The organism is Nakamurella panacisegetis (assembly GCF_900104535.1).
Taxonomy (GTDB): Bacteria; Actinomycetota; Actinomycetes; order Mycobacteriales; family Nakamurellaceae; genus Nakamurella; species Nakamurella panacisegetis.
The window spans coordinates 3,603,525-3,625,305 of record NZ_LT629710.1; the positions used below are offsets into that span (position 1 = coordinate 3,603,525).

At 68.8% G+C, this 21,781-nt stretch carries 17 protein-coding genes; 11 read left to right on the forward strand and 6 right to left on the reverse strand.

Annotation, left to right across the window (positions count from 1 at the left end):
* The first annotated feature begins 103 nt into the window (after window positions 1–103).
* From secD to BLS97_RS16185, 4 genes are all read left to right on the forward strand, one after another.
* The gene (gene secD / locus BLS97_RS16170; protein WP_090477566.1) at window positions 104–1,957 is read left to right on the forward strand and encodes a protein translocase subunit SecD; all 1,854 of its coding nucleotides are present in this window, start codon (window positions 104–106) and stop codon (window positions 1,955–1,957) included.
* 1 nt (window position 1,958) lies between these two features.
* Window positions 1,959–3,341, forward strand: a complete 1,383-nt coding sequence (gene secF / locus BLS97_RS16175) for a protein translocase subunit SecF (protein ID WP_090477568.1) — start codon at window positions 1,959–1,961, stop codon at window positions 3,339–3,341.
* Entirely contained in the window at window positions 3,331–3,888 is a 558-nt protein-coding gene (locus BLS97_RS16180) for an adenine phosphoribosyltransferase (protein WP_090477570.1), read from the forward strand. The genes secF and BLS97_RS16180 overlap by 11 nt, the downstream gene beginning before the upstream one ends.
* 114 nt (window positions 3,889–4,002) lie before the next feature.
* Window positions 4,003–6,432, forward strand: a complete 2,430-nt coding sequence (locus BLS97_RS16185; protein WP_269457452.1) for a RelA/SpoT family protein — start codon at window positions 4,003–4,005, stop codon at window positions 6,430–6,432.
* Window positions 6,433–6,812: 380 nt separating this feature from the next.
* Here the strand turns inward: BLS97_RS16185 and BLS97_RS16190 are convergent, their stop codons facing one another.
* Entirely contained in the window at window positions 6,813–7,763 is a 951-nt protein-coding gene (locus BLS97_RS16190) for a peptidylprolyl isomerase (protein ID WP_197676217.1), read from the reverse strand.
* Between the two features lie 227 nt (window positions 7,764–7,990).
* Here BLS97_RS16190 and BLS97_RS16195 point away from each other — a divergent pair, with 227 nt between their 5' ends.
* On the forward strand, window positions 7,991–8,653 hold the full coding sequence (locus tag BLS97_RS16195; protein ID WP_090477575.1) for an MBL fold metallo-hydrolase: 663 nt from the start codon (window positions 7,991–7,993) through the stop codon (window positions 8,651–8,653).
* 58 nt (window positions 8,654–8,711) lie between these two features.
* A complete protein-coding gene (hisS, locus tag BLS97_RS16200) occupies window positions 8,712–9,986 on the forward strand; it encodes a histidine--tRNA ligase (RefSeq protein ID WP_090477577.1) in 1,275 nt (424 codons plus the stop codon).
* Window positions 9,987–9,993: 7 nt separating this feature from the next.
* On the opposite strand, the gene BLS97_RS16205 is transcribed toward hisS, so the two are convergent.
* Complete coding sequence (locus BLS97_RS16205; RefSeq protein ID WP_197676218.1) at window positions 9,994–10,743, reverse strand: SDR family oxidoreductase; 750 nt, start codon at window positions 10,741–10,743, stop codon at window positions 9,994–9,996.
* Between the two features lie 198 nt (window positions 10,744–10,941).
* Between BLS97_RS16205 and BLS97_RS16210 the strand changes: the two genes are divergently transcribed.
* Window positions 10,942–11,994, forward strand: coding sequence for an Rv2578c family radical SAM protein (locus BLS97_RS16210; protein WP_090477579.1), 1,053 nt, complete (start codon window positions 10,942–10,944; stop codon window positions 11,992–11,994).
* Between the two features lie 24 nt (window positions 11,995–12,018).
* Here the strand turns inward: BLS97_RS16210 and BLS97_RS16215 are convergent, their stop codons facing one another.
* The 3 genes from BLS97_RS16215 to BLS97_RS16225 all read right to left on the reverse strand — a co-directional run bounded on the left by BLS97_RS16215 (window position 12,019) and on the right by BLS97_RS16225 (window position 15,699).
* Window positions 12,019–12,474, reverse strand: a complete 456-nt coding sequence (locus BLS97_RS16215; protein ID WP_090477581.1) for a tellurite resistance TerB family protein — start codon at window positions 12,472–12,474, stop codon at window positions 12,019–12,021.
* A 138-nt stretch (window positions 12,475–12,612) separates the two neighbouring features.
* Window positions 12,613–13,662, reverse strand: a complete 1,050-nt coding sequence (locus tag BLS97_RS16220; RefSeq protein ID WP_090477586.1) for a D-2-hydroxyacid dehydrogenase — start codon at window positions 13,660–13,662, stop codon at window positions 12,613–12,615.
* Between the two features lie 111 nt (window positions 13,663–13,773).
* Window positions 13,774–15,699, reverse strand: a complete 1,926-nt coding sequence (locus tag BLS97_RS16225) for a DEAD/DEAH box helicase (protein ID WP_090477589.1) — start codon at window positions 15,697–15,699, stop codon at window positions 13,774–13,776.
* A 312-nt stretch (window positions 15,700–16,011) separates the two neighbouring features.
* Between BLS97_RS16225 and BLS97_RS16230 the strand changes: the two genes are divergently transcribed.
* Complete coding sequence (locus tag BLS97_RS16230; protein WP_090477591.1) at window positions 16,012–16,368, forward strand: YciI family protein; 357 nt, start codon at window positions 16,012–16,014, stop codon at window positions 16,366–16,368.
* A gap of 59 nt (window positions 16,369–16,427) precedes the next feature.
* A complete protein-coding gene (locus tag BLS97_RS23265) occupies window positions 16,428–17,609 on the forward strand; it encodes an RNA polymerase sigma factor (RefSeq protein WP_269457511.1) in 1,182 nt (393 codons plus the stop codon).
* Window positions 17,610–17,653: 44 nt separating this feature from the next.
* On the opposite strand, the gene BLS97_RS16240 is transcribed toward BLS97_RS23265, so the two are convergent.
* The gene (locus BLS97_RS16240) at window positions 17,654–17,869 is read right to left on the reverse strand and encodes a YdeI/OmpD-associated family protein (protein ID WP_090477596.1); all 216 of its coding nucleotides are present in this window, start codon (window positions 17,867–17,869) and stop codon (window positions 17,654–17,656) included.
* A 382-nt stretch (window positions 17,870–18,251) separates the two neighbouring features.
* On the opposite strand from BLS97_RS16240, the gene BLS97_RS16245 reads away from it, so the two are divergent.
* Entirely contained in the window at window positions 18,252–19,811 is a 1,560-nt protein-coding gene (locus BLS97_RS16245; protein WP_090477599.1) for an alpha-amylase, read from the forward strand.
* 153 nt (window positions 19,812–19,964) lie between these two features.
* Window positions 19,965–21,773: an aspartate--tRNA ligase gene (gene aspS / locus BLS97_RS16250; protein WP_090477602.1), complete on the forward strand. Its 1,809-nt coding sequence runs from the start codon at window positions 19,965–19,967 to the stop codon at window positions 21,771–21,773.
* Window positions 21,774–21,781 lie beyond the last annotated feature (8 nt).

The window sequence follows — 21,781 nt, forward strand, 5'->3', positions numbered from 1 at the left end:
GGGGTTCCGGGCTGAACGCTTGGGCGCAATCGCCCAGGCGGGTTGACGATTGTCGGTTCACTGCCGGGGTCGCCTGGTACGTATTGAAGGAGATAGGCGCGACGTGGCAAGCCCTGCTGGTCAGTTCCGACCCTGGCGGTTGATCACCGCCTTCGCGATCCTGGTGGTCGTTCTCTACGGCCTGGTCTTCGGCACCAAGGGATCCAATTCCCCGAAGCTGGGCATCGACCTGCAGGGTGGGACACAACTCACACTGACGGCACACACCGTCGACGGATCGGTGCCGTCGAAGACGGCGATGCAGCAGGCTCAGGACATCCTGATCAAGCGGGTGAACGCCAGTGGCGTCACCGGAGCCCAGGTGCAGATCGACGGGAACACGACGCTCACCGTCACCACCCCGGGGAACCAGGACCTGTCCACGCTGACCAACTCGGCGCGGCTGAACATTCGCCCGCAACTCGCCCAGGGGTACGACTACGACCTGGTCAGTGCCGCGTCGACGGCCACCAGTGGGACCGCCACGAGCGGCGCCGCGACTACTGGGGCGAAGACATCGAGTTCGGTCGTCGCCGGCGAGCCCGGCACGTCCACCAAGGCCGCCACCACGTCGTCCGCCGCTCCGTCGCCGCAGGGCCTGCGCGCGGCCGCTGCCGCGACCACGTCGGCCACGACCGGCGCCACCACGACGTCGACCACCAAGTCGACCGCGAAGTCGACGACCACCACGGCCCCGGCGGCGTCCTCCGGTGCCGTCGCGTCGTCGGGCGCCGCCGCGACCACCGCGGCGTTGAAGAAGACCTGGCCGATCGCCGGGAGCAACCCGAAGAACCCGGACCAGCCCGCCGCCACCACGGCCGAAGGTTGGGCGGCGTGGGTCACCGCGGCGGAGACCGCGGCGAGCAACGGAACCATCAGCTGCACCGACGTTAACAAGGCGGCCGGCGTCGACCTGCCCGATCTCCCGCTGATCGCATGCGGAACCTCCGCCAACGGGGGCGGGGTCTACGTCTTGGACAAGACGCTGATCCAGGGCAGCGAGATCAAGAGCGCCGCCGCCGGGCTGGACACCAGCAGCGGTGCCGGCTGGGTCGTCAACCTGTCGTTCAAGAGCGACGGCTACAAGACGTGGTCGAGCTACACCTCGACCTCGGCGAACATCGGTAAGCAGACCGCCTTCACCCTCGATGGCGAGGTCATCTCCAGCCCGTCCATCAAGCAGGCGATCACGACTGTGACCACGATGATCAGCGGCAGCTTCACGCAAGCCACCGCGAATGACCTGGCCAACTCGTTGAACTTCGGTGCCCTTCCGCTCGACTTCAAGCAGAGCGCGTCGACCACCATCAGCGCCGAACTCGGTTCGCAGTACCTCGACGCCGGCCTGATCGCCGGCGGCATCGGCTTGCTGCTCGTCGTCCTGTACTGCCTGGTCTACTACCGCCTGCTCGGGTTGATCACCATCGGCTCGCTCGTGCTCTCCGGTGGACTGGTGTACGCGATCATGGTGCTGCTCGGCCGCTGGATCGGCCTGAGCCTGGACCTGGCCGGTGTGGCCGGCCTGATCGTCGCCATCGGCATCACGGCCGACTCGTTCGTCATCTACTTCGAACGGCTCAAGGACGAAGTCCGAGAGGGTCGGACCTTCCGGTCCGCCGTCCCGCGGGGCTGGGAACGCGCGAAGCGCACCATTCTGTCCGCCGACGCGGTTTCGTTCCTGTCGGCCGTCATCCTGTACCTGGTCGCCGTGGGTGACGTGAAGGGCTTCGCGTTCACGCTGGGGCTGTCCACCGTCCTCGACCTGGTGGTCGTCTACCTGGTGACGCACCCGCTGGTCGCCCTGGCCTCCGGCAGCAAGATCTTCAACTCGGCCCGCTTCTCCGGCCTGGGGGCAGTCGCTGCCGCCGGCGCCCGCCAGCGTGCCGCGACCGCTCGCCTGACCGCGAAGGAGGCCTGAGATGGCAACGGACACCGCATCAGTGGCCACGCACGACGAGGCGGCCCGACTCAGCCGGGAGATGCACACCGGTAGTTTCGTCTCGCGGCTGTCCACCGGCACCGGAGCGTTCGATGTGATCGGACGCCGGCGCTACTACTACGTGCTCTCCGGCTTCCTGGTGGTGGCGTCGCTGCTGCTGATCATCATCAAGGGCTTCCACCTCGGCACCGACTTCGCCGGCGGGTCGAAGCTGACGTTCACCCCCACCAACTCGGTGTCGGTCGCCCAGGTGACCGAGGTGCTGGACAAGACCTACGGCAACGGCGTGGTGGAGAAGGTCCAGACGCTGGGCGGCAAGACGCTCCAAGCCACGATGACCTCGCTGAGCGAACCGCAGATCGCGGCGGGTAAGAGTGCGCTGACGAAGGCGTTCAACCTCCCGGCGTCGTCCGTCTCGGGCTCGGAGGTCTCGTCGACCTGGGGTTCGCAGATCTCGGATCGGGCCATCCTGGCCGTGGTCATCTTCTTCATCGCCGTCGGCATCTTCATCTGGGTCCGGTACGAGAAGCGAGTGGCGGCCGGGGCCCTGGTCTCGGTGCTGCACGACGTCATCGTCACCTCCGGGATCTACTCGCTGGCCGGGTTCGAGGTCACCCCGGCGACGGTCATCGGCATGCTGACCATCCTCGGATTCTCGCTGTACGACACCGTGGTGGTCTACGACAAGGTCCAGGAGAATGCCAAGGGCATGACCTCGCTGCTGCGGCGTACCTACCCGGAGACGGCCAACCTGGCCGTCAACCAGACGCTGATGCGCTCGCTGAACACGTCGCTGATCGCCCTCCTGCCGGTGGTCGGACTGCTCGTCGCCGGTGTGGCCGTGCTTGGCGGCGGCACGCTCAAGGACCTCGCGCTGGTCCTGCTGGTCGGCATGCTGGTCGGGGCCTACTCGTCGATCTTCGTGGCGGTACCGGTGGCCGTTGACCTCAAGATGCGAGAGATCACCATCCGGAACCACACCGCGCGCGTGCTCGCCAAGCGCAAGCAGGACGGCACCATCGTCGACGCCGACGGTGACCCGGTCGGGGTCAAGACGGCCGACGGCACCGTCCGCCACGTCAGCGCCCCGGTCAAGGTGACTCCGGTTACGGTCGGCATGAAGGCCAGTGCCGCGCCGCGGCCCGGCGTCAAGCCGCAGCGTCCCGCGCGACCGGCCTCGACCAAGATGGTCAACGGGAAGCCCGTCGTCGAGAAGGCCGCTCCGACCACCGCTGCCACCGAAGAGCCGGCTCCGAGTTCCATCGCCGAGTTGGCCTCCCAGGCGGTCAACCGCCCCCAGCCGACGGCCAAGCCGAAGCCGGGAAGCAAAGCGGCCCGCCCCACCGGCAAACGTGGCCGCTGACCTCACCGGTCCCTCCGGCGAGCCTTCGGCCCGGGCCGGGGCGGCCATCGATCGTCTGACGCGCGTCGCGCCGGACTTCCCCGTCCCGGGGGTGCTGTTTCGCGACCTCACACCGGTGCTGGCCGATGCCGACAGCCTGCGGCTGATCGGAGTGGCCCTCGCCGTCGGTTTCGGGCCGTTCGACGTGGTGGCCGGGCTGGAATCCCGGGGCTTCCTGCTCGGCACGGCGGTCGCCATGGCTGCCGGTACCGGGGTCCTGGCCATCCGCAAGCCGGGCAAGCTGCCCGGCGACATCCTGTCCGAGGAATTCGACCTCGAATACGGGACGGCGACGCTGGAGCTCAACCCGTCCGATGTCGCCGACGGTGCCCGCGTGCTGGTGGTCGACGACGTGTTGGCCACCGGCGGGACGGCGGCGGCGGCCTGCCGGTTGCTGCGCCGGGCCGGAGCCGCCCCGATCGGCGTTTCGGTGGCCATCGAGTTGGGCGCCCTTGGTGGCCGCGCGCAACTGGGCGACGTTCCGATTCGAGCGCTTCGTCTCTACTGACCCCATCGGCCCGATCGGCGCACAGCCGCGGAGGGAAGGTCCGGTCAGGTCACGGCGTTAAACTTCGCAGGGATCGGTCCAGGCCGGCCATCAGGTGGTGCGGAAGGGGTGTTGATGAGTTCAGAACTGGCCGGCGAGGTCAAGGGTTCGGTTCCGTCCGACGCCGTTCCGCAGCTGGCCGGCGTACCCGGTGCGGCCGCGAGCCCGCCGGGAGGGTTGCCATCGAGGCCGAAGCCGGGTCCGGCGCGTCCAGCCGTGCCCGCGGTCGCCGCCGAGGTGGAGGATCAGCCGGCCATGTCGGCCACCCGGCGCATGCGCTCGCGGTTGACCCGCCGGATGAGTGGACAGCGGACGCCGGCTGCGGCCGGGCGCACGGTCCTCGAGCCGCTGTTCGCGGTACATCGGGCGCTGCATCCGAAAGCCGACCTGAAGGTCATGCAGTTCGCCTACGAGGTCGCCGAGAACGCCCACCGCGGCCAGTTCCGTAAGTCCGGTGACCCGTACATCACGCACCCACTGGCTGTCGCGACGATCCTGGCTGATCTGGGCATGGACACGACCACGCTGGTGGCCGCCCTGCTGCACGACACCGTCGAGGACACGCCCTACACCCTGGACGACGTCCGGCGGGATTTCACCGAGGAGGTCGCGCACCTGGTCGACGGCGTGACCAAACTCGACAAGGTGCACTTCGGCGACGCGGCCGAGGCGGAGACCATCCGCAAGATGATCATCGCCATGGCGCAGGACCCGCGCGTGCTGGTGATCAAGCTGGCCGACCGGCTGCACAACATGCGGACCATGCGGTTCCTGGCCCCGGACAAGCAGGCCCGCAAGGCCAAGGAAACCCTCGAGGTGCTGGCACCCTTGGCCCATCGGCTGGGCATGGCCACCATCAAGTGGGAACTGGAGGACCTGGCCTTCGCCATCCTGCACTCCAAGCGGTACGACGAGATCGTGCGGCTCGTCGCCGACCGGGCCCCGTCGCGGGACACCTACCTGGCGGCGGTGACCGAGCAGCTGAACGCTGAACTGACCGCGGCCAAGATCCCGGCCGAGGTCGTCGGCCGCGGCAAGCACTACTACTCGATCTACCAGAAGATGCAGGTCCGCGGGCGCGAGTTCGACGAGATCCACGACCTGGTCGCCGTCCGTATCCTGGTCGGCACGGTGCGCGAGTGTTACGCCGTGATGGGCGTCGTGCATGCCATGTGGGCCCCGATGCCCGGCCGGTTCAAGGACTACATCGCCCAGCCGCGGTACGGCGTCTACCAGTCGCTGCACACGACCGTGATCGGGCCCCAGGGCAAGCCGCTCGAGGTGCAGATCCGTACGCACGACATGCATCACACCGCTGAGTACGGCATCGCGTCGCACTGGCGCTACAAGGAGACCAGAGGCACCCACGCCGGTTCGGGTGCCTCGGTCGACGAGATGGCCTGGATGCGCCAACTGCTCGACTGGCAGCGGGAGGCCGGCGACGCCGGGGAGTTCCTGGACAACCTGCGGTACGAGATCCGTTCCAACGACATCTTCGTCTTCACGCCGAAGGGCGATATTCACACCCTGCCGGCCGGGTCGACGCCCGTCGATTTCGCCTATTCGGTTCACACCGAAGTGGGAAATCGCTGTATCGGCGCCAAGGTCGACGGACGGCTGGTGGCGTTGGAACGCACCCTGTCCAACGGGCAGATCATCGAGATCTTCACCTCGAAAGCGCCGAACGCCGGCCCGAGTCGCGATTGGCTGTCGTTCGTCGCGTCGTCGCGGGCGAAGACCAAGATCCGCCAGTATTTCGCGAAGGAACGCCGCGAGGAAGCGGTCGACGTCGGGAAGGAGGCCATTACCAAGGCGGCCCGTCGGGAGGGCCTGCCGGTACAGCGGCTGATTTCCCACGACGCCCTGGCTGCGGCCGCCCACGACCTGGGATTCAAGGACATCGCTGCGCTCTACGCCGCGGTCGGAGAGAGTCATGTCTCCGCGAAAAGCGTTGTCACCAAGGTGGTCTCGATTCTGGGCGGCGCCGAGGAGGCCGGCGACGCGATCGCCGAGCGGTCCGTTCCCTCGGTGGCCCGGCGGCCGCGCCCGACGGCCAATGTCGGGGTGCTGGTCAAGGGCATCTCGGATATCCAGGTCAAATTGGCTCGCTGTTGCACCCCGGTGCCCGGTGACCAGATCCTCGGATTCATCACCAAGGGTGGTGCCGTGTCGGTCCACCGGACGGACTGCACGAATGCCGATGCCCTGCGCGAGGAATCCGCCCGGTTGGTGGACGTCACGTGGGATCCGAATTCGGCGTCGGTATTCCTGGTCACCATCCAGGTGGAGGCGCTGGACCGTCACCGCCTGCTGTCCGATATCACCAAGACATTGGCCGACGAAAAGGTGAACATTCTGTCGGCCAACCTGTCGATGTCGAAAGACCGGATGGCCATCTCGCGGTTCTCGTTCGAAATGGCCGACCCCAAGCACCTCGGGCACCTGTTGCGCACCGTCCGGGGCGTCGAAGGCGTGTACGACGTCTATCGCGTCACCAGCGCCTGATCCTTCGCTCCGCGGCGTTCGACCGGTCACTCTGACCCTCCGTCGTCGCATCGTCATCCGGCGTCGGCCGCTGCGCGCGGATCCTCGTTGGGCGTGGGTCAACGTGCTCGGCGTGGGTCAACGTGCTCGGCGTGGGTCAACGTGCTCGGCGTGGGTCAACGTGCTCGGCGTGGGTCAACTTCGCGGGCGTGGATCAACTTCGTCGTCCTGGGACGGGTGGGACAGGAGTGGTCGATTTCGTCCATGCGTGAGAAGTTGATCCACGCCGAACAACGGGCAGCGGACAACGGACAACGCCCGGAGCCAGTGGTCTCCGGGCGTTGTCGTGTCCTTCGGGCCAGGACCGTGGTCCTGGCCCGGTGTTCTGTGCGGTGCTCTGACTACTTGGAGCTGGACGCCGAGGTGCTCGCCGTCGCGGCCGCGGCGGTCGTCGCCCCACCAGCCCCACCAGCGGCAGCCGCAGTGGCCGTCGCGCTGGAGGCGTAGCTGCCCGTGGCGGTCACGGAATCGGCCGGCACGGTCACACTGTCGATGACGGCCTTGGCGACCGGAGCGCCGTCCTGGGCGTTGTTCTTGACACCCTTGGCGGCGATGGCGTCGATCACGGCCATGCCGGCGTCGGACACCTTGCCGAAGACGGTGTAGTGCGGGGACAGGGTCGAATCCTTGTAGACGATGAAGAACTGCGAACCGTTGGTGTTCTCCCCGCTCTGCTGGTTCGCGTCATAGCTGTTGGCCATGGCGATGGTGCCCTTGGGGTAGGTCTTCGTCTTGGTCAGCTCGTCGGCGAAGGTGTAGCCGGGTCCGCCGTTGCCGACGCCGGTCGGGTCACCGCACTGCAGGATGTTCAGCGCCGAGTTGCCGGTCAGGCGCCAGCAGGGGGAGTTGTCGTAGAACTTCTGGGACGCCAGCGAGACGAACGAGTTGACCGTGCACGGCGCGGCGGCGCGGTCGAGCGTGATCGGCACGTCCTGGCCGTTGAGCTTGATGGTCGCGTCGACGGTGCCGGTGTTGGCCGGCGAGGTGTTGCTCGGCTTGTTGACCGTCTTGGCGGCCTTGCCCGACGTGGTGTACGTGCACGGGGTCTTCGGGGCTGACGTGGTGGCCGCGGTCTGGGTGCCGGTGGAGGTGGTGTCACTGGCGGCCGTCGAGGACTTCGGTCGAGTGGTCGCGTACCAGATGCCCCCGGCGACGACCAGGACGGTGGCGACTACCCCGATGACGATCAAACGCTGACGGCGGCCGCGTTCCCGCTCCTCGCGGCGGACGAGCTGGCGCTCAAGCTTCCGCTTGGCTGCTTCACGTCGCTGCTGGTTGCTGGGCACTGTCATCCTCCATGAGCGTTTCAACGTCGGACCGGTCAAGGCGCAGCCGGGTCCGCTGGAGACCAGCAATGGGCCCCGGCGGGTGAGTCTAGGTGACGCTTCGACCGGGCTCCGGCGCAAACCGATGTGAACGGCCTGTGCGTGGCTGCACGGCGCGGCCCGGTCACCGGTGCCGCGACACCGCTGGACGTGCTCGATCACCGACGCCGGGGCGGTCACGTTAGGGTTGGGCGGTGTTCATCGCAGGTTTTCCGGCCGGGTCGTTCCAGGCCAATTGTTACGTCATTGGTGCAGAACGGGGCGGTGACGCCCTGGTCGTGGATCCGGGAGAGGCGGCAACCGAGCGTCTGGCCGACGTGCTGCGCGAACACGACATGCGCCCGGTCGCGGTCCTGCTGACCCATGGGCACCTGGATCACATGGCCAGTGCCGCCCAGGTGTGCGGCGAGGCGGACATCCCGGCCTACCTGCACGACGCCGACGAGTACATGCTCGACGACCCGCTGGCCGGCCTGTCGGACCAACTGCGCGAGGCATTGGCCGGGCTCGATCTGACCGGGTTGCGACCCGGCACCGTCAGTTCGCTGGCCGATGTGACCGAACTGCGGGTGGCCGGGCTCACCGTGCAGGTCGATCACACTCCGGGCCATACCGGCGGGTCGGTGGTCTATCGGTTCGCATCCGACGGCGACCGTCCCGAGATCCTCCTGACCGGTGACACGCTGTTCGCCGGGTCGGTCGGGCGTACCGATCTGCCTGGCGGGTCGAGCACGCAGTTGATGAGCTCGATCGGGCGACATCTGCTCACCCGTCCCGACGACGCCGTTGTGCTACCCGGACACGGTCCGACCAGCACCATCGGCGACGAGCGGCGCACGAACCCGTTCCTGAACTGACTCTCGATCACCAACCCCGGCCACACCACGAGTGCGGCGGAGATGACGGATGACCCCCATGGCTGGCAAGAACAACACCATCAGCGCGCCCAAGGGCGTTCCGGACTACGTGCCGCCGCAATCGCGGACGTTCGTCGCGGTGCGCGACACCCTGGTCGCAGCGGCCGACCGAGCCGGCTACTCGCCGATCGAACTGCCGGTGTTCGAGGACACCGCGCTGTTCACCCGCGGCGTCGGCGAATCCAGCGACGTGGTGTCGAAGGAGATGTACACCTTCACCGATCGCGGCGACCGGTCGATCACCCTTCGGCCCGAGGGCACGGCCGGCGTCATGCGGGCCGTCATCGAGCACGGGCTGGACCGCGGCGCGCTTCCGGTCAAGCTGGTCTACGAAGGGCCCTTCTTCCGCTCCGAGGCCCCGCAGGCCGGTCGGTACCGGCAGTTCCACCAGGTCGGGATCGAGGCGATCGGATCGGACGATCCGGCCCTTGACGCCGAGGTGATCGCCGTCGGCCACGAGGCCTACCGGGCCATCGGGCTGACCGGCTACCGGCTGGAGCTGACCTCACTCGGCGACCAGAACGACCGCCCGGCGTACCGGGAGAAGCTGCAGGCGTTCCTGGCCGCCCTGCCGCTGGACGACGCGACCCGGGAGCGCGCGAGGATCAATCCGCTTCGGGTCCTGGACGACAAGCGGCCCGCCGTGCAGGCCATGCTGGCCGATGCGCCCCTGATGCTGGACAACCTGTCCGCGGAGTCCTCCGAGCACTTCACCGAGGTACTGGCCATCCTGGACCGCCTCGACGTCCCGTATGTCATCAACCCCCGGATGGTCCGCGGCCTCGACTACTACACCCGCACCACGTTCGAGTTCGTGCACCCGAAGCTGGGGGCCCAGTCCGGGCTGGGTGGCGGCGGCCGGTATGACGGGTTGATGGCCGAACTGGGCGGGCAACCGCTGTCCGGCATCGGGTTCGGCCTCGGCGTCGATCGCACCGTGCTGGCCGCCGCGGCCGAGGGACTCGCGGTGGGGCCGACCGCCCGGTGCGAGGTCTACGGAGTGCCGATGGGACAGGCGGCGTCACGCGAGCTGGCCGTCATCGCCGGTCGTCTGCGGGGGGCCGGGATCCGGGTGGACCGCTCCTACGGCGGACGCGGGCTGAAGGTCGCCTTGAAGTCGGCCGACTCCTCCGGCGCCCGGGTGGCGCTCGTCCTGGGTGAGCGGGACCTGGAGCAGGGCACCGTGATGGTCAAGGACCTGCTGTCCGGTGACCAGAGGCCGGTCGCGCTGGCCGAGGTGGAGTCGGCCGTGGCGGCAATCCTGGCCGGGTGAGTCCGGCCTACCGCGCGACCAGGTAGTCGGCGCCGCCGACGTACACGGTGTGCCCGGTCGCGTGGTCGGCGCGGACCGCCGCGGCGACCTGCGTCGCGAACTCCTCCAGCGTCGGGATCTCGCCGGCCTGGTCACGGCGGGCGGCGACGACACCGGGGTGGGCGCGGTCGAGGAGCGTCACGGTGATGGTCCCGGCGATCATGTCGCCGGAGACCACGATCAGGTCGATGCCCAGCGCCGTCAGTTCCGGGATCATCGCCCGAAGAGCGTCCTCGCCGGCCCGCTTGCTGGCCGCGACCGCCTCGTAGGCCTCGATGCCTGGCTGTCGGCCGTGAAAGTGCGCCTGATGACTGGTGACGAACACGACCCGCGACCCGGACGGCATCAGCGGCAGCGCGGCTCGAACCAGGTCGACCTGGGCATCGCGGTTCAGGCGGAGGGCGTAGCCCGCGTCGGCCCCGCGTTCCATCCCGCCGGAAGCATTCAGCACCAACACATCCAACCGGCCCCAGGTCGCCTTGATCTGCTCGACCATGGCCGTCACCGACGCCGCGTCGGTGACGTCGGCGCGAACCGCGACCGCCTCACCGCCGGCCGCCGCGATCTCGGCCACCACGTTCTCCGCCCGCTTGGCCTTGTCCCGGTAGTTGATCACCGTGCGCGCGCCCAGCTCACGGCTGACGATGCGGGCCGTCTCGGCCCCGATGCCGCGCGAGGAACCGGTGATCAGGACGACGGGGCGGGACTGGACAGGCAAGGGACATCCTCGGGCTGGGGGACAGGCAACCTTTCGAGTCCACCACCCGCCCGCCTCGACGGCCAAACCAGCGGGCTGTGACCTTGCCCGCCCGTCCGGCCGGGGACCACGACATGCGGCCGGGCCGGTTCCGTCGCGTCCGCGTCGTCGAGTGGCACGGCCGTTGCACTGCACTCAAACATGTGTTCGAATACTGTCATGCGGTGGGACAGGCAGGCGTTGGCGATCGAGGACGGCGAGGCGCTGCCCGGTCTCGGCCGGCTGGCCGGCCTGGTCCGGTCGGTCCGCACTCCGGAGTTCGCCGGGGTCACCTTCCACGAGGTCAACTCGAAGTCGGCGCTGAACCGGATCGGGGCGAAGTCACCGATGCCGTTCCCCTGGTCCGTCAATCCCTATCGCGGCTGCACGCACGGCTGCGTGTACTGCTTCGCCCGCGGCACCCATTCCTACCTGGAGTTCGACACCGGCCACGACTTCGACACCCAGATCGTCGTCAAGATCAACATCGCGGAGGTGTTGCGCCGGGAGCTGGCCCGTCCTGGTTGGCTCCGGGAGCATGTCGCGATGGGTACGAACACCGACCCGTACCAGCGGGCCGAGGGCCGCTACCAACTGATGCCCGGGGTCGTCCGGGCCCTGGCCGGCAGTGGTACCCCGTTCTCGATCCTGACCAAGGGAACTGTGCTGTCGCGGGACCTGCCCCTGCTGGCTGCCCTGCAGGAGGATGTGCCGGTGGGGTTGGGAGTTTCGCTCGCGCTGCTGGATCCGGACTTGCAGGCTCGGCTGGAACCGGGCACCCCGAGCCCGAAGGCCCGGCTGGATCTGATCCGCCGGATCACCGGGGCCGGACTGCCGTGCGGGGTGCTGGTCGCGCCGGTGCTGCCTCATCTCACCGACCGTCCCGAGCAGTTGCGGGAATTGGTCGGGCAGCTCAAGCAGGCCGGCGTGACCGGAGTCAGCGCGGTGACGCTGCACCTGCGCCCAGGCGCCCGGGAGTGGTTCTTCCCGTGGCTGGCGCGCGTGCACCCCGAACTGGTCGGTGTCTACGAGCGGTTGTACGCCCGGGGGGCCAACGCCGCATCCGACTACCGCCGGATGCTCTCGGCCCGGTTCGCCGGGATCCGAGAGGAGTTCGGCCTCGGCTCGCAGGATCCGCCGGGCACCCGTGGGATTCCTGGGGCGACAGACGCCTCGTTCCCGGCCGGGAGCATGCCGACGCCCCGGGAACCCGAACAGGAAACCCTGTTCTGAGCCCCGGGGCGTCCAGAACGACTGTTACAGGTCGAACTCGGTCGGCGAGATCCCGACGGCGAAGCAGGCCTCCTTGACGGCCTTGCGCTCGTGCTCGTCGAAGTTGCCGTCGGCGCCGCCGATGATGATGCCGATCTGGATGACGGCGCGCGCCTGGTCCGGCTTCGACTTCAGCTTCCCGATGGTGGCGATCGCCTCGACCTTCCCGAAGTCGTAGTCGCGGGTCAACTTGTCGCAGTAGAAGTTGAACTTCTCCTGCAGATCGGCCGGCGGGAAGATCGACAGCACGTCGTTGGCCACGATCAATCCGGCCGTCTTCTGACGCTCCGAGGGATCGATGGTGCCGTCCGCGGCGGCGATCAGTGCGCAGATGGCCATGCTGCCGGCAGCGAATTCCTTGTTCTTGAACTGCCCGGTCTTCAGCTTGAGCTGGGCGTTCATGTCCGCCGTCTTGGTCTTGAGCGAATCCCAGAATGCCATCGAAGTTCCTCCACAGGTATGGACAGCTTGCGTGCCCCCGCCGCGTCGACGGTGCACTCGGTCAACGGCCGGTCGGCTCGATCAGTTCCTGACGCCGGCCGGTCCAACCTATGGGATCGGCGCCGGGCCCGCCGGTGATCAGTAGAACTCGGCCGGGTCGACCACGTTGCGGAGCGGCCGGCCGTCGAGGAACGCCCGCAGGTTGGCGGCGAACAGCTCGGCGATCCGCTCGTCCTCCTTGTCGTTCAACGCGGCCGTGTGCGGGGCGATCACCACATTGGGCAGCGTCCACAGCGGAGAATCCGCGGGCAACGGTTCCACCGCCGTGACGTCCAGGTAGGCCGAATGCAGCCGGCCGTCGGACAGGCCGTCGATCAGGGCCGGTTCGTCGATGACGGTGCCGCGGCCGACGTTGACGATGACGGCACCGGGCTTGGTCGCCGCGATGAGCTCGGCGTCGTACAGACCGGAGGTGCTGTCGGTGCCGGGCAAGGTGAAGACGATGGCGTCCGCCCGGGCCACCAGCTCCGGCAGCGCGGAATCGGTGTGCACCTCGTCGACGAAGTCGACCGCCGCCGGCGTGCGCTTGACCCCGAGCACCGTCGCGCCGAGGCCCTTGAGCAGCTTGGCCGTCTGCTGGCCGATTCCCCCCAGCCCGACCACGAGGACCGTCTGCTCACCGACCTGACGCATGGCCCAGCGCGCCGGCCACTCCCGGGCCGCCTTCAGCTGCTGCAGGCGGGGCAGGTCCTTGGCCCCGGCCAGGACGCCGAAGAGCGCGAACTCGGCCAGGGTGGCGCCGTGCACGCCGGCCGAGGTGGTGAACGTGACCCGCGCGAGGTCGGCATCGGACAGGTTCGCGGCCTGCACGGTGGATCCACCGCCGGCGGCCATGGTCTGCACCCACCGGAGTCCCGGATTCCTGGCCACGGCCGCAGCCAACAAGCGCGGGTCGACGTCCGGAATGCCGTAGAGCACATCGGCGCGGGCCAGCAGTTCCTCGAACGCCCGGGCCTGCTCCGGAGTCCGCCGGTATGCCGGATCCCCGGAATGGTCACCGGGAAATCGTTGGGGCGGAAGCAGATCGTCGTCGACGAGCAGCTCGACGCCGGGGTCGACCTCGGTGATCAGATGGCGCAGTTCGGGAGCCAACGGGGTGGCCAGGACAACCTTCAGGGCAGCAGTCACAACGCTGAACAATACGAAAGACCCCCGGCTCGCCGTACGGCGGACCGGGGGTCGTGTTCGTTTCCATCCTGACGATCAGCCGCTACAGCGTCCGACCGGCGGAACGTCGGCTCAGCGGGCGGTGCGGTGACCCGCGCGGGCCGGACGCTCGTTGCCCGGGCCGCTGCGACGCGGGCCGGAGGACGCGCCACCGGTGTGCGGGCTGGTGTCGAGCTGGATCTTCAACGACTGTCCGCTGACCTTGGCCGCCGAGATGCGTCCGAATGCGGCGGGGGAGATGTGCCCGCCGATCTCGACCAGCGAGTAGGTGTCGAAGATGTCGATCCGACCCAGGTCGCGGCCGGCCAGGCCGCCTTCGGCGGTGATGGCGCCGACGATGCCGGCCGGGCGGACGCCGTGCGCGTGACCGACGGCCACGCGGTAGCGCGGGCCGGCCGGAGTGGCGTTGGGCTTGCGCGGACGATCCGGACGGTTGGTGGCGGCACGGTCGCCATCACGCGAGAACCGGTCCTCGCGGCCGAACTCGCCGCGGCGGGCGCTGTATTCGCCGCCGCGTTCGGGCCGGTCGGCGGCGAAGGACGCCTGCGACTGCTTGGGCGCGACCACGCCGTCGTCACCGGCGGCCAGGGCCAGCAGCGTCGCGGCCAGTTCGGCCGCGGTGAGGTCTTCCTGCGCCAGGTAGGTCGCGACCGCCTGGCGGTAGTGCTCCAAGCGGCCGATGGCCAGTCGAGCGGTGGCCTGCTCGAGAACCTTGGTCGCCTTGTGGGCGGCCACATCGGCCTGCGACGGCGGGGTGACCTGCTCCAGCGTGGTGCGGGTGTACCGCTCGATCAGCCGCAGGCGGCTCATCTCGCGCGGGGTGAAGAACGTCAGGGCCTCGCCGGTGCGGCCGGCGCGGCCGGTACGACCGATGCGGTGCGTGTACGACTCGACCTCACCCGGGGCGTCGAAGTTGACGACCAGGTCGATCCGGTCGACGTCCAGCCCGCGGGCGGCGACGTCGGTGGCGACCAGGACGTCGAGCTTGCCGCTGCGGAGACGCTCGATGATGCGCTCGCGCTCCTTCTGCGGGACGTCACCGTTGATGGCGGCGGCCGAGACACCGCGGGCGATCAGTTCGGCACCGACCTCGTCGCAGGCGCCCTTGGTCCGGACGAACACGATGGTGGCGTCGCCCTCGCTGACCTGCAGGATCCTGGCCAATGCGTCGACCTTCTCGCGGAACGGGACGACGGCGTAGGTCTGCCGGATGCTGACCGTGTTGCCGGCCTTCTTGGCGACGGTGATGTCGACCGGGGAGTTCATGTGACGGTTGGCCACGTTGCGGATGGCCGACGGCATGGTGGCCGAGAACAGGGCCGTCTGGCGGTCCTTCGGGGCGTCCTGCAGGATGCGGTCGACATCCTCGGCGAAGCCCATGCGGAGCATCTCGTCGGCCTCGTCGAGCACCATGTAGCGGATGCCGGTCAGGTCGAGGGTGCCGCGCTCGAGGTGGTCGATGATGCGGCCGGGGGTACCGACGACGACCTGGGCACCGTTCTTCAGTGCGGCCTTCTGGGGCAGGAAGCTGGACCCGCCGTAGACCGGGACCACGGTGACCCGGGGCATGAACTCGGCGAAGGAGCCGATGGCCTCGGCCACCTGCATCGCCAGTTCGCGGGTCGGGGTGAGCACGAGGGCCTGGACCTGGCGCAGGGCCGGATCGATGGCGGCCAGCAGGGGCAGACCGAACGCGGCCGTCTTGCCGGTACCGGTCTGGGCAACACCGGTGATGTCGCGGCCGGCCAGCAGGGCCGGGATGGCCTGCTCCTGGATCTCCGAGGGAGTGGTGAAGCCGAGCTTGGTGACGGCGCGGATCAGGGAGTCGGGCAGGTTCAGCGCGTCGAACCCGAAGGCGGGAACTTCTTCCTCGTACTCGTCGAGGTTGTCGACCAGCGCTGATTCGGTGTGCAGATCGGCATCCTGGAAGGCGGCGTCGCCGTTCAGGATCGATTCAGACGTGGTGGTAGGGGCGGTGGGGGCAGCAAGGGGCGCCATTGTGGCCAATCACTTCGAGGCAGGAGCTCGGGAACCCGCCCGGTTGGCAGGGGTTCCGGTCGCAGCCTTCGATTGACATGACATCCCGGCGAGAAATCCACCGTCGAGAGCGCGCGACACACTCCAAGAACTCCGTCAGCTTAGCAGTTGGAACGCCGATCACTCTGGTCTTCGCCGGGGTGAGCTCCCGCACACCGGAGACGAAATGAAGATCCTTCCGGATTCGTGTCGAATCGCCGGAGGGTGGCTCGTCTTGCATGGCATGGGATCCGGCACCAAGCTGGATCCATCGAGCACCAAGGAGAGCCAGCCATGCCCAAGTACTTTCTGTCGATCGTCGAGGACCCGGCCGCCTACGCCGAGGCCGGCACCGCTGACTTCGACGCGGTGATGAAGGCGCACAACGACTTCGGCCAGTCCGTGAAGGACGCCGGAGCCACTGTGTTGTCCGGGGAGGCCCTCCAGCCGACCTCGACCGCAACCTTCCTCCGCGGCACCCGCACCGATGCGGTCACCGCGGTCGACAACCCACTCCCCGAGGTCAAGGAAGTCATCGGGGGGTACTACCTGATCGAGGCGCCGGACGACGCCACCGCGCTGGAACTGGCCAAGCTCTGCCCGGCCCCGTTCGGCTACGTCGAGATGCGACCCATCTGGGAGTTCAGCTGATCCCACCCGATGTCGCGGCGGCCGCGGCCACTGCTCGACGGGAACTCTCCGGCCGGATCCTGGCGGCCACTCTCCGGTCGGTGCGCGACCTGGACATCGCCGAGGAGTCAACGGCCGACGCCTTCCTGCTGGCGTTGCAGAGTTGGCCCACCACCGGCATTCCGGTCTCGATCGAAGCCTGGCTGGTGACGGCCGCCCGCCGTCGGGCGGTCGACCGGATCCGCCGGGCTCAGGCCGCCCGGCGGTCGTTGGTGAGAATGACCGGCGGTTGGTCGGGCGTGACCGGGCCGGCCGACGCGATCGCCGACGCGGCGGTGATCGGGGACGACGAACTGCGGATGGTGGTGCTGTGCTGCGATCCGCGGATCCCGGTGGCCGACCAGGTCGTCCTGACGCTGCGCCTGGCCTGTGGCGTGTCGACCGCGGGAATCGCGGCCGCCCACGGAGTCTCGACACCGACCATGGCCGCCCGGTTGACCAGGGCGAAATCCAGACTCGCGTCGGCCGGTCCGCGGCTGGATCTGCCCGACGACGCCACGGTCGACCTCCGGCTGCCGGCGGTGACGAGGGTGGTGCATCTCGCGTTCACCCTCGGCCACACCGCCGGCGCCGGGACCGACCTGACCGACGACGATCTCGCCGACCGGGCCCAGTACCTGGCCCGGGTGCTGCACACGATCCGTCCCGAGTCGCCGGACCTGGCCGCGCTGTTGGCCCTGATCCTGTTGACCCGGGCCCGCACCGGGGGCCGCGTGGACGACGACGGACAGCAGGTGCAACTCGAATCGGCCGACCGGTCCCGGTGGGATCCCGAACTGATCCGGGCCGGGTCCGTGCTGCTGCGCCGGGCGGTCGCGCTCGGCGGCGGCGGCCCGATCTTGGTGCAGGCGCTGATCGCCTCCGCCCACTCCACGGCGCCCGCGTTCGGATCAACCGACTGGGATCAGATCCTCGAGCTGTATTCGCGGCTGCTGCGCATCGACCCGGCGCCCGGGTTCGCCCTCGGACGGTCGGTGGCGTTGTCCTACGCGCACGGCCCGGCCGCCGGTCTGGCCGACCTGGACGAGGTCCTCGCGCTGGGACTCCTCGATCGGTACCCGTACGCGGCCGGGGCGCGGGCACAGATGCTGGAGCGCCTCGGTCGTCGCCCAGAGGCGGCGCAGGAGTGGCGGAGGGCGGCCGCAACCGCTCGAACGACGGCTGAACGCGACTTCTTCACCGGGCGCGCGGACGGGGCCTGACGCCGGCCGGATGCCCAGGGGTGGTGACCGATGCCCAGGGGCGGTCAGTCGGTCGGCGTGCGGTGCTTGTGATTGCGGACGTGTTCGGAGATCTCGGCGAGGCGTTCGCTCCGGGTCTGCGCGCCCGGCTTCGCCAGCCAGTTGACGAACTCGAGCTGGTCGCTGGGCCACAGGGCTTCGAAGGCGGCCAGCGTCGCCGGGTCCTTGGACAGTTCGGCGGCCATGTCATCGGGGACGGCAACACCGGTGGCGGTGATCATGGGTGGCGACTCCTCACGTCATCGGAAAGGGGTCATTTCATTGTGCGCCGCGGGTCGGTGTCCCGCCAGGACAACCGGGCGGTCAAGAGACCAGGGCACCAGACGACCATCGTGTGTTCGTTGCCGGGCGGGTCCCGGAAGGGCAGCGACGTCGACACGTGACCGGTGGTCACGATATTGGGCCGCATCCGGCCCGTGTCGGCGATTGACCGCCGAGCGCTCGGGTACTGCGCGAGCGGTTGTCGGTGATGTAGGTCACCATGACTGGCGTCGGAGCCACCAGGCCCGGCCAACCGCAACGCGCTCGATCGGGAGATGAACGTTGATGGGAACAGGACTGGATCGAAGGTCGGTATCGGAACGAGGGCGGTCCCGGCGGGCGATGGGGGCTGTCGTCGCCGCGGTCGCCCTGGCGGCGGCCATCCCGGCGGCCGGGGCGGTGGCGACCCAGGACGCGGTGGCCGGGACCGCCGTCGCCGCCCACCCAGGGGGCGGGGGTCCGGCGGGCCGGTCGATCGAGGGTGGCGTCATCGCGAACCTCTTCGAGTGGAACTGGGAGTCGGTCGGGAGGGAGTGCACGTCCGTCCTCGGCCCGGCCGGTTACGCGGCCGTCCAGGTCGCCCCGCCGCAGGACTCGACGAAGCGCACGGCACTGGGCGATGGCAGCGACACGGTGTTGCATCCCTGGTGGGAGGTCTACCAGCCGGTCAGCTACAGCCTGACCAGCCGGATGGGTGACGAGGCCCAGTTCAAGGCGATGGTCAGTACGTGTCGGAAGGCTGGGGTCAAGGTGATCGTGGACGCGGTCATCAACCACATGACGGGCCAGGGCAGCACGTCCTACGGGGGCCGCACGTTCACCAAGTACAACTACCCGGGCCTGTATTCACCGGCCGACTTCCACTCGTCACCGGCGAACTGTCCGGTCGCACCCACCGGTAGCGGTAACCAGAACGGCACCATCGCCGACTTCAACAGCTACACCCAGGTCTTCAACTGCGAGTTGGTCGGCCTGTCCGATCTGAACACCAGCTCGCCGAAGGTTCGCGACACCATCGCCGGTTACCTGAACAAGCTCCTCGGCTATGGCGTCTCCGGCTTCCGGGTCGACGCGGCCAAGCACATCGGGCAGACGGACCTGACGGCCATCGAGTCCCGGCTCCATCGCACGGCCGACGGCACCCGGCCGTACATCGCGCTCGAGGTCGGTGCAGGCAGTCCCGGGGTGATCAGCCCGGCGGCCTTCGAGAAGCAGGGCAGTCTGCTCGGCTTCGACTACGCCAGCGCGCTGCAGTCCGCCTTCCGCAGTTACACCGACGCTCCGGGCGGCAACATCGGCGACCTCCGGGTGTTCGGCGAGCAGTCCGGCCTGTTGCCCAGCGACAAGAGCCTGGCCTTCGTGGTGAACCACGACACCGAACGCAGCACCGACCCGAAGACGCTCAACTACAAGAACGACGCGTACTACATCGCCCACGAATTCATGCTCGCCTACGGGTACGGCACGCCTGCGGTCTACGCCGGATTCGCCTGGGACGCCACCGATGCCTCGCCGCCGTCGGACGCGAACGGAATGGTCACCGACACCGACTGCAGTAACGGGTGGGTCTGCACCGACCGGAACCTCGGAGTCCGGAACATGGTGGCCTGGCACAACTACGCCGGCTCGGCCCCGGTCACCAACTGGTGGGACGACGGGAACAACCTGGCCGCGTTCTCCCGCGGAAACAAGGCGTTCATCGCTATGAACAACGAGACCACGGCCAAGACTGTGACGGTGCAGACCGGGCTACCGGCCGGGAAATACTGCGACATCATCCACAGCTCTATGAGCGGCCGTCACTGCTCCGGGCCAACGGTCACCGTCGACCGGAACGGCAAGGCGACGATGACGGTGCCGTCGAAGGATTCGGTGGCGTTCGACCGTCTCTCGAAGCTCTGATCGTCTCTGGAAGGTTGGATCGCCGGGCGAGAGCCGTCGATCAATGACGGTGAAGGGTCCGGGTCGCGCACCGTAGGATCGGATCTCACCTGATCCAGCCCGGGTCAGGTGAGATCCGCCCTGCTGCAAACCCCTCATCGAAAAGGATTGCCTGTGCTTCGCGACCGTCTTGCCGGCTCACTTCGTCCCTCCGACGCCACCGCGGCCGGGGACAACGGCAACGACAACGCGCCGGGCACGGTGACGCTGGCCGGCTGGGTCGCTCGCCGCCGCGACCACGGCGGGGTCATCTTCATCGACCTGCGCGATTCCAGCGGCGTGGTCCAGGTGGTGTTCCGGGAGGGCGAGATCCTCGAGCAGGCCCACCGGTTGCGCAGCGAGTACTGCGTTCAGGTCACCGGAGTGGTCGAGGTCCGGCCGCAGGGGATGCAGAACCCCGACCTGACCACCGGCCAGGTCGAGGTCAACGCGACCGTGCTGACGGTGCTGTCCGAGGCGGCCCCGCTGCCGTTCCAGATCGAGAGCGACGCCGAGATCGGCGAAGAGACCCGGTTGAAGTACCGCTACCTCGACCTGCGCCGATCCGGCCCGGCGGCTGCCCTCCGGCTCCGGTCGGACGTCAACCGGGCGGCCCGGACGGTGCTCGATAGCCACGACTTCGTGGAGATCGAGACCCCCACGCTGACCCGGTCCACCCCCGAAGGGGCCCGCGACTTCCTCGTCCCGGCGCGCCTTCGTCCCGGTGCCTGGTACGCGCTCCCGCAGTCCCCGCAGCTGTTCAAGCAGTTGCTGATGGTGGCCGGCATGGAGCGCTACTACCAGATCGCCCGCTGCTACCGGGACGAGGACTTCCGGGCCGACCGCCAGCCGGAGTTCACCCAGCTCGACATCGAGATGTCCTTCGTCGACCAGGACGACATCATCGCGCTGGCCGAGCAGGTGATCGGTTCGCTGTGGAAGCTGATCGACCACGAGATCAGCACGCCTATCCCGCGGATGACCTTTCGCGACGCCATGGACAAGTACGGCTCGGACAAGCCGGACCTGCGCTACCGCGGCGAGCTGACCGAACTCACCGACTACTTCTCCGCCACCCCGTTCCGGGTGTTCCAGGCCCCCTACGTCGGCGCCGTGGTGCAGCCCGGCGGGGCGTCGACGCCGCGTCGGGGGTTCGACGCCTGGCAGGAGTGGGCGAAGCAACGCGGCGCCAAGGGCCTGGCCTACGTCACCGTGGCCGACGACGGCACGCTCGGCGGCCCGGTCGCCAAGAACATCTCCGAGGCCGAGCGGGACGGCCTGGTCGCCGCGGTCGGGGCGAACCCGGGCGACGCCATCTTCTTCGGCGCCGGCACCCGCCGCAGTTCGCAGGAGTTGCTCGGCGCGGCCCGGCTGGAGATCGCCCGGCGCGGTGGCCTGATCGACGAGAGTGCCTGGGAATTTGTCTGGATCGTCGACGCGCCGTTGTTCGAGCGGGCCGACGAGACCGAGGACGTCGCGGTCGGATCCGGCACCTGGACGGCTGTGCACCACGCGTTCACCTCGCCCAAGCCCGAGTTCCTGGACACCTTCGACACCGATCCGGGCACCGCGCTCGCCTACGCCTACGACATCGTGTGCAACGGCAACGAGATCGGCGGTGGGTCGATCCGTATCCACCGGCAGGACATCCAGGAGCGGGTGTTCGCGATCATGGGCCTGGACGAGGCGCAGGCGCGGGAGAAGTTCGGCTTCCTGCTCGATGCGTTCTCCTTCGGCGCGCCGCCGCACGGCGGCATCGCCTTCGGCTGGGACCGCATCGTCATGTTGCTGGCCGGCGCCGAGTCCATCCGTGAGGTCATCGCCTTCCCGAAGTCCGGCGGCGGCTACGACCCGTTGACCGCGGCGCCGGCGCCGATCACGGCCGCCCAGCGCCGCGAGGCCGGTGTTGACGCGGTCCCGGTCAAGCCCAAGACCGAGAGCTGAGTCGCACC

What these genes read in the sequence shown, in the direction of transcription:
- BLS97_RS16225 (WP_090477589.1), bottom strand. Translation starts at nt 15,699, where the DNA reads ATGGCGCCCCTTGCTGCCCCCACCGCCCCTACCACCACGTCTGAATCG.
- BLS97_RS16190 (WP_197676217.1), bottom strand. Translation starts at nt 7,763, where the DNA reads ATGACAGTGCCCAGCAACCAGCAGCGACGTGAAGCAGCCAAGCGGAAG.
- hisS (WP_090477577.1), top strand. Translation starts at nt 8,712, where the DNA reads ATGGCTGGCAAGAACAACACCATCAGCGCGCCCAAGGGCGTTCCGGAC.
- BLS97_RS16245 (WP_090477599.1), top strand. Translation starts at nt 18,252, where the DNA reads ATGGGGGCTGTCGTCGCCGCGGTCGCCCTGGCGGCGGCCATCCCGGCG.
- BLS97_RS16240 (WP_090477596.1), bottom strand. Translation starts at nt 17,869, where the DNA reads ATGATCACCGCCACCGGTGTTGCCGTCCCCGATGACATGGCCGCCGAA.
- BLS97_RS16210 (WP_090477579.1), top strand. Translation starts at nt 10,942, where the DNA reads ATGCGGTGGGACAGGCAGGCGTTGGCGATCGAGGACGGCGAGGCGCTG.
- BLS97_RS16185 (WP_269457452.1), top strand. Translation starts at nt 4,003, where the DNA reads ATGAGTTCAGAACTGGCCGGCGAGGTCAAGGGTTCGGTTCCGTCCGAC.
- BLS97_RS16230 (WP_090477591.1), top strand. Translation starts at nt 16,012, where the DNA reads ATGCCCAAGTACTTTCTGTCGATCGTCGAGGACCCGGCCGCCTACGCC.
- BLS97_RS16215 (WP_090477581.1), bottom strand. Translation starts at nt 12,474, where the DNA reads ATGGCATTCTGGGATTCGCTCAAGACCAAGACGGCGGACATGAACGCC.
- secF (WP_090477568.1), top strand. Translation starts at nt 1,959, where the DNA reads ATGGCAACGGACACCGCATCAGTGGCCACGCACGACGAGGCGGCCCGA.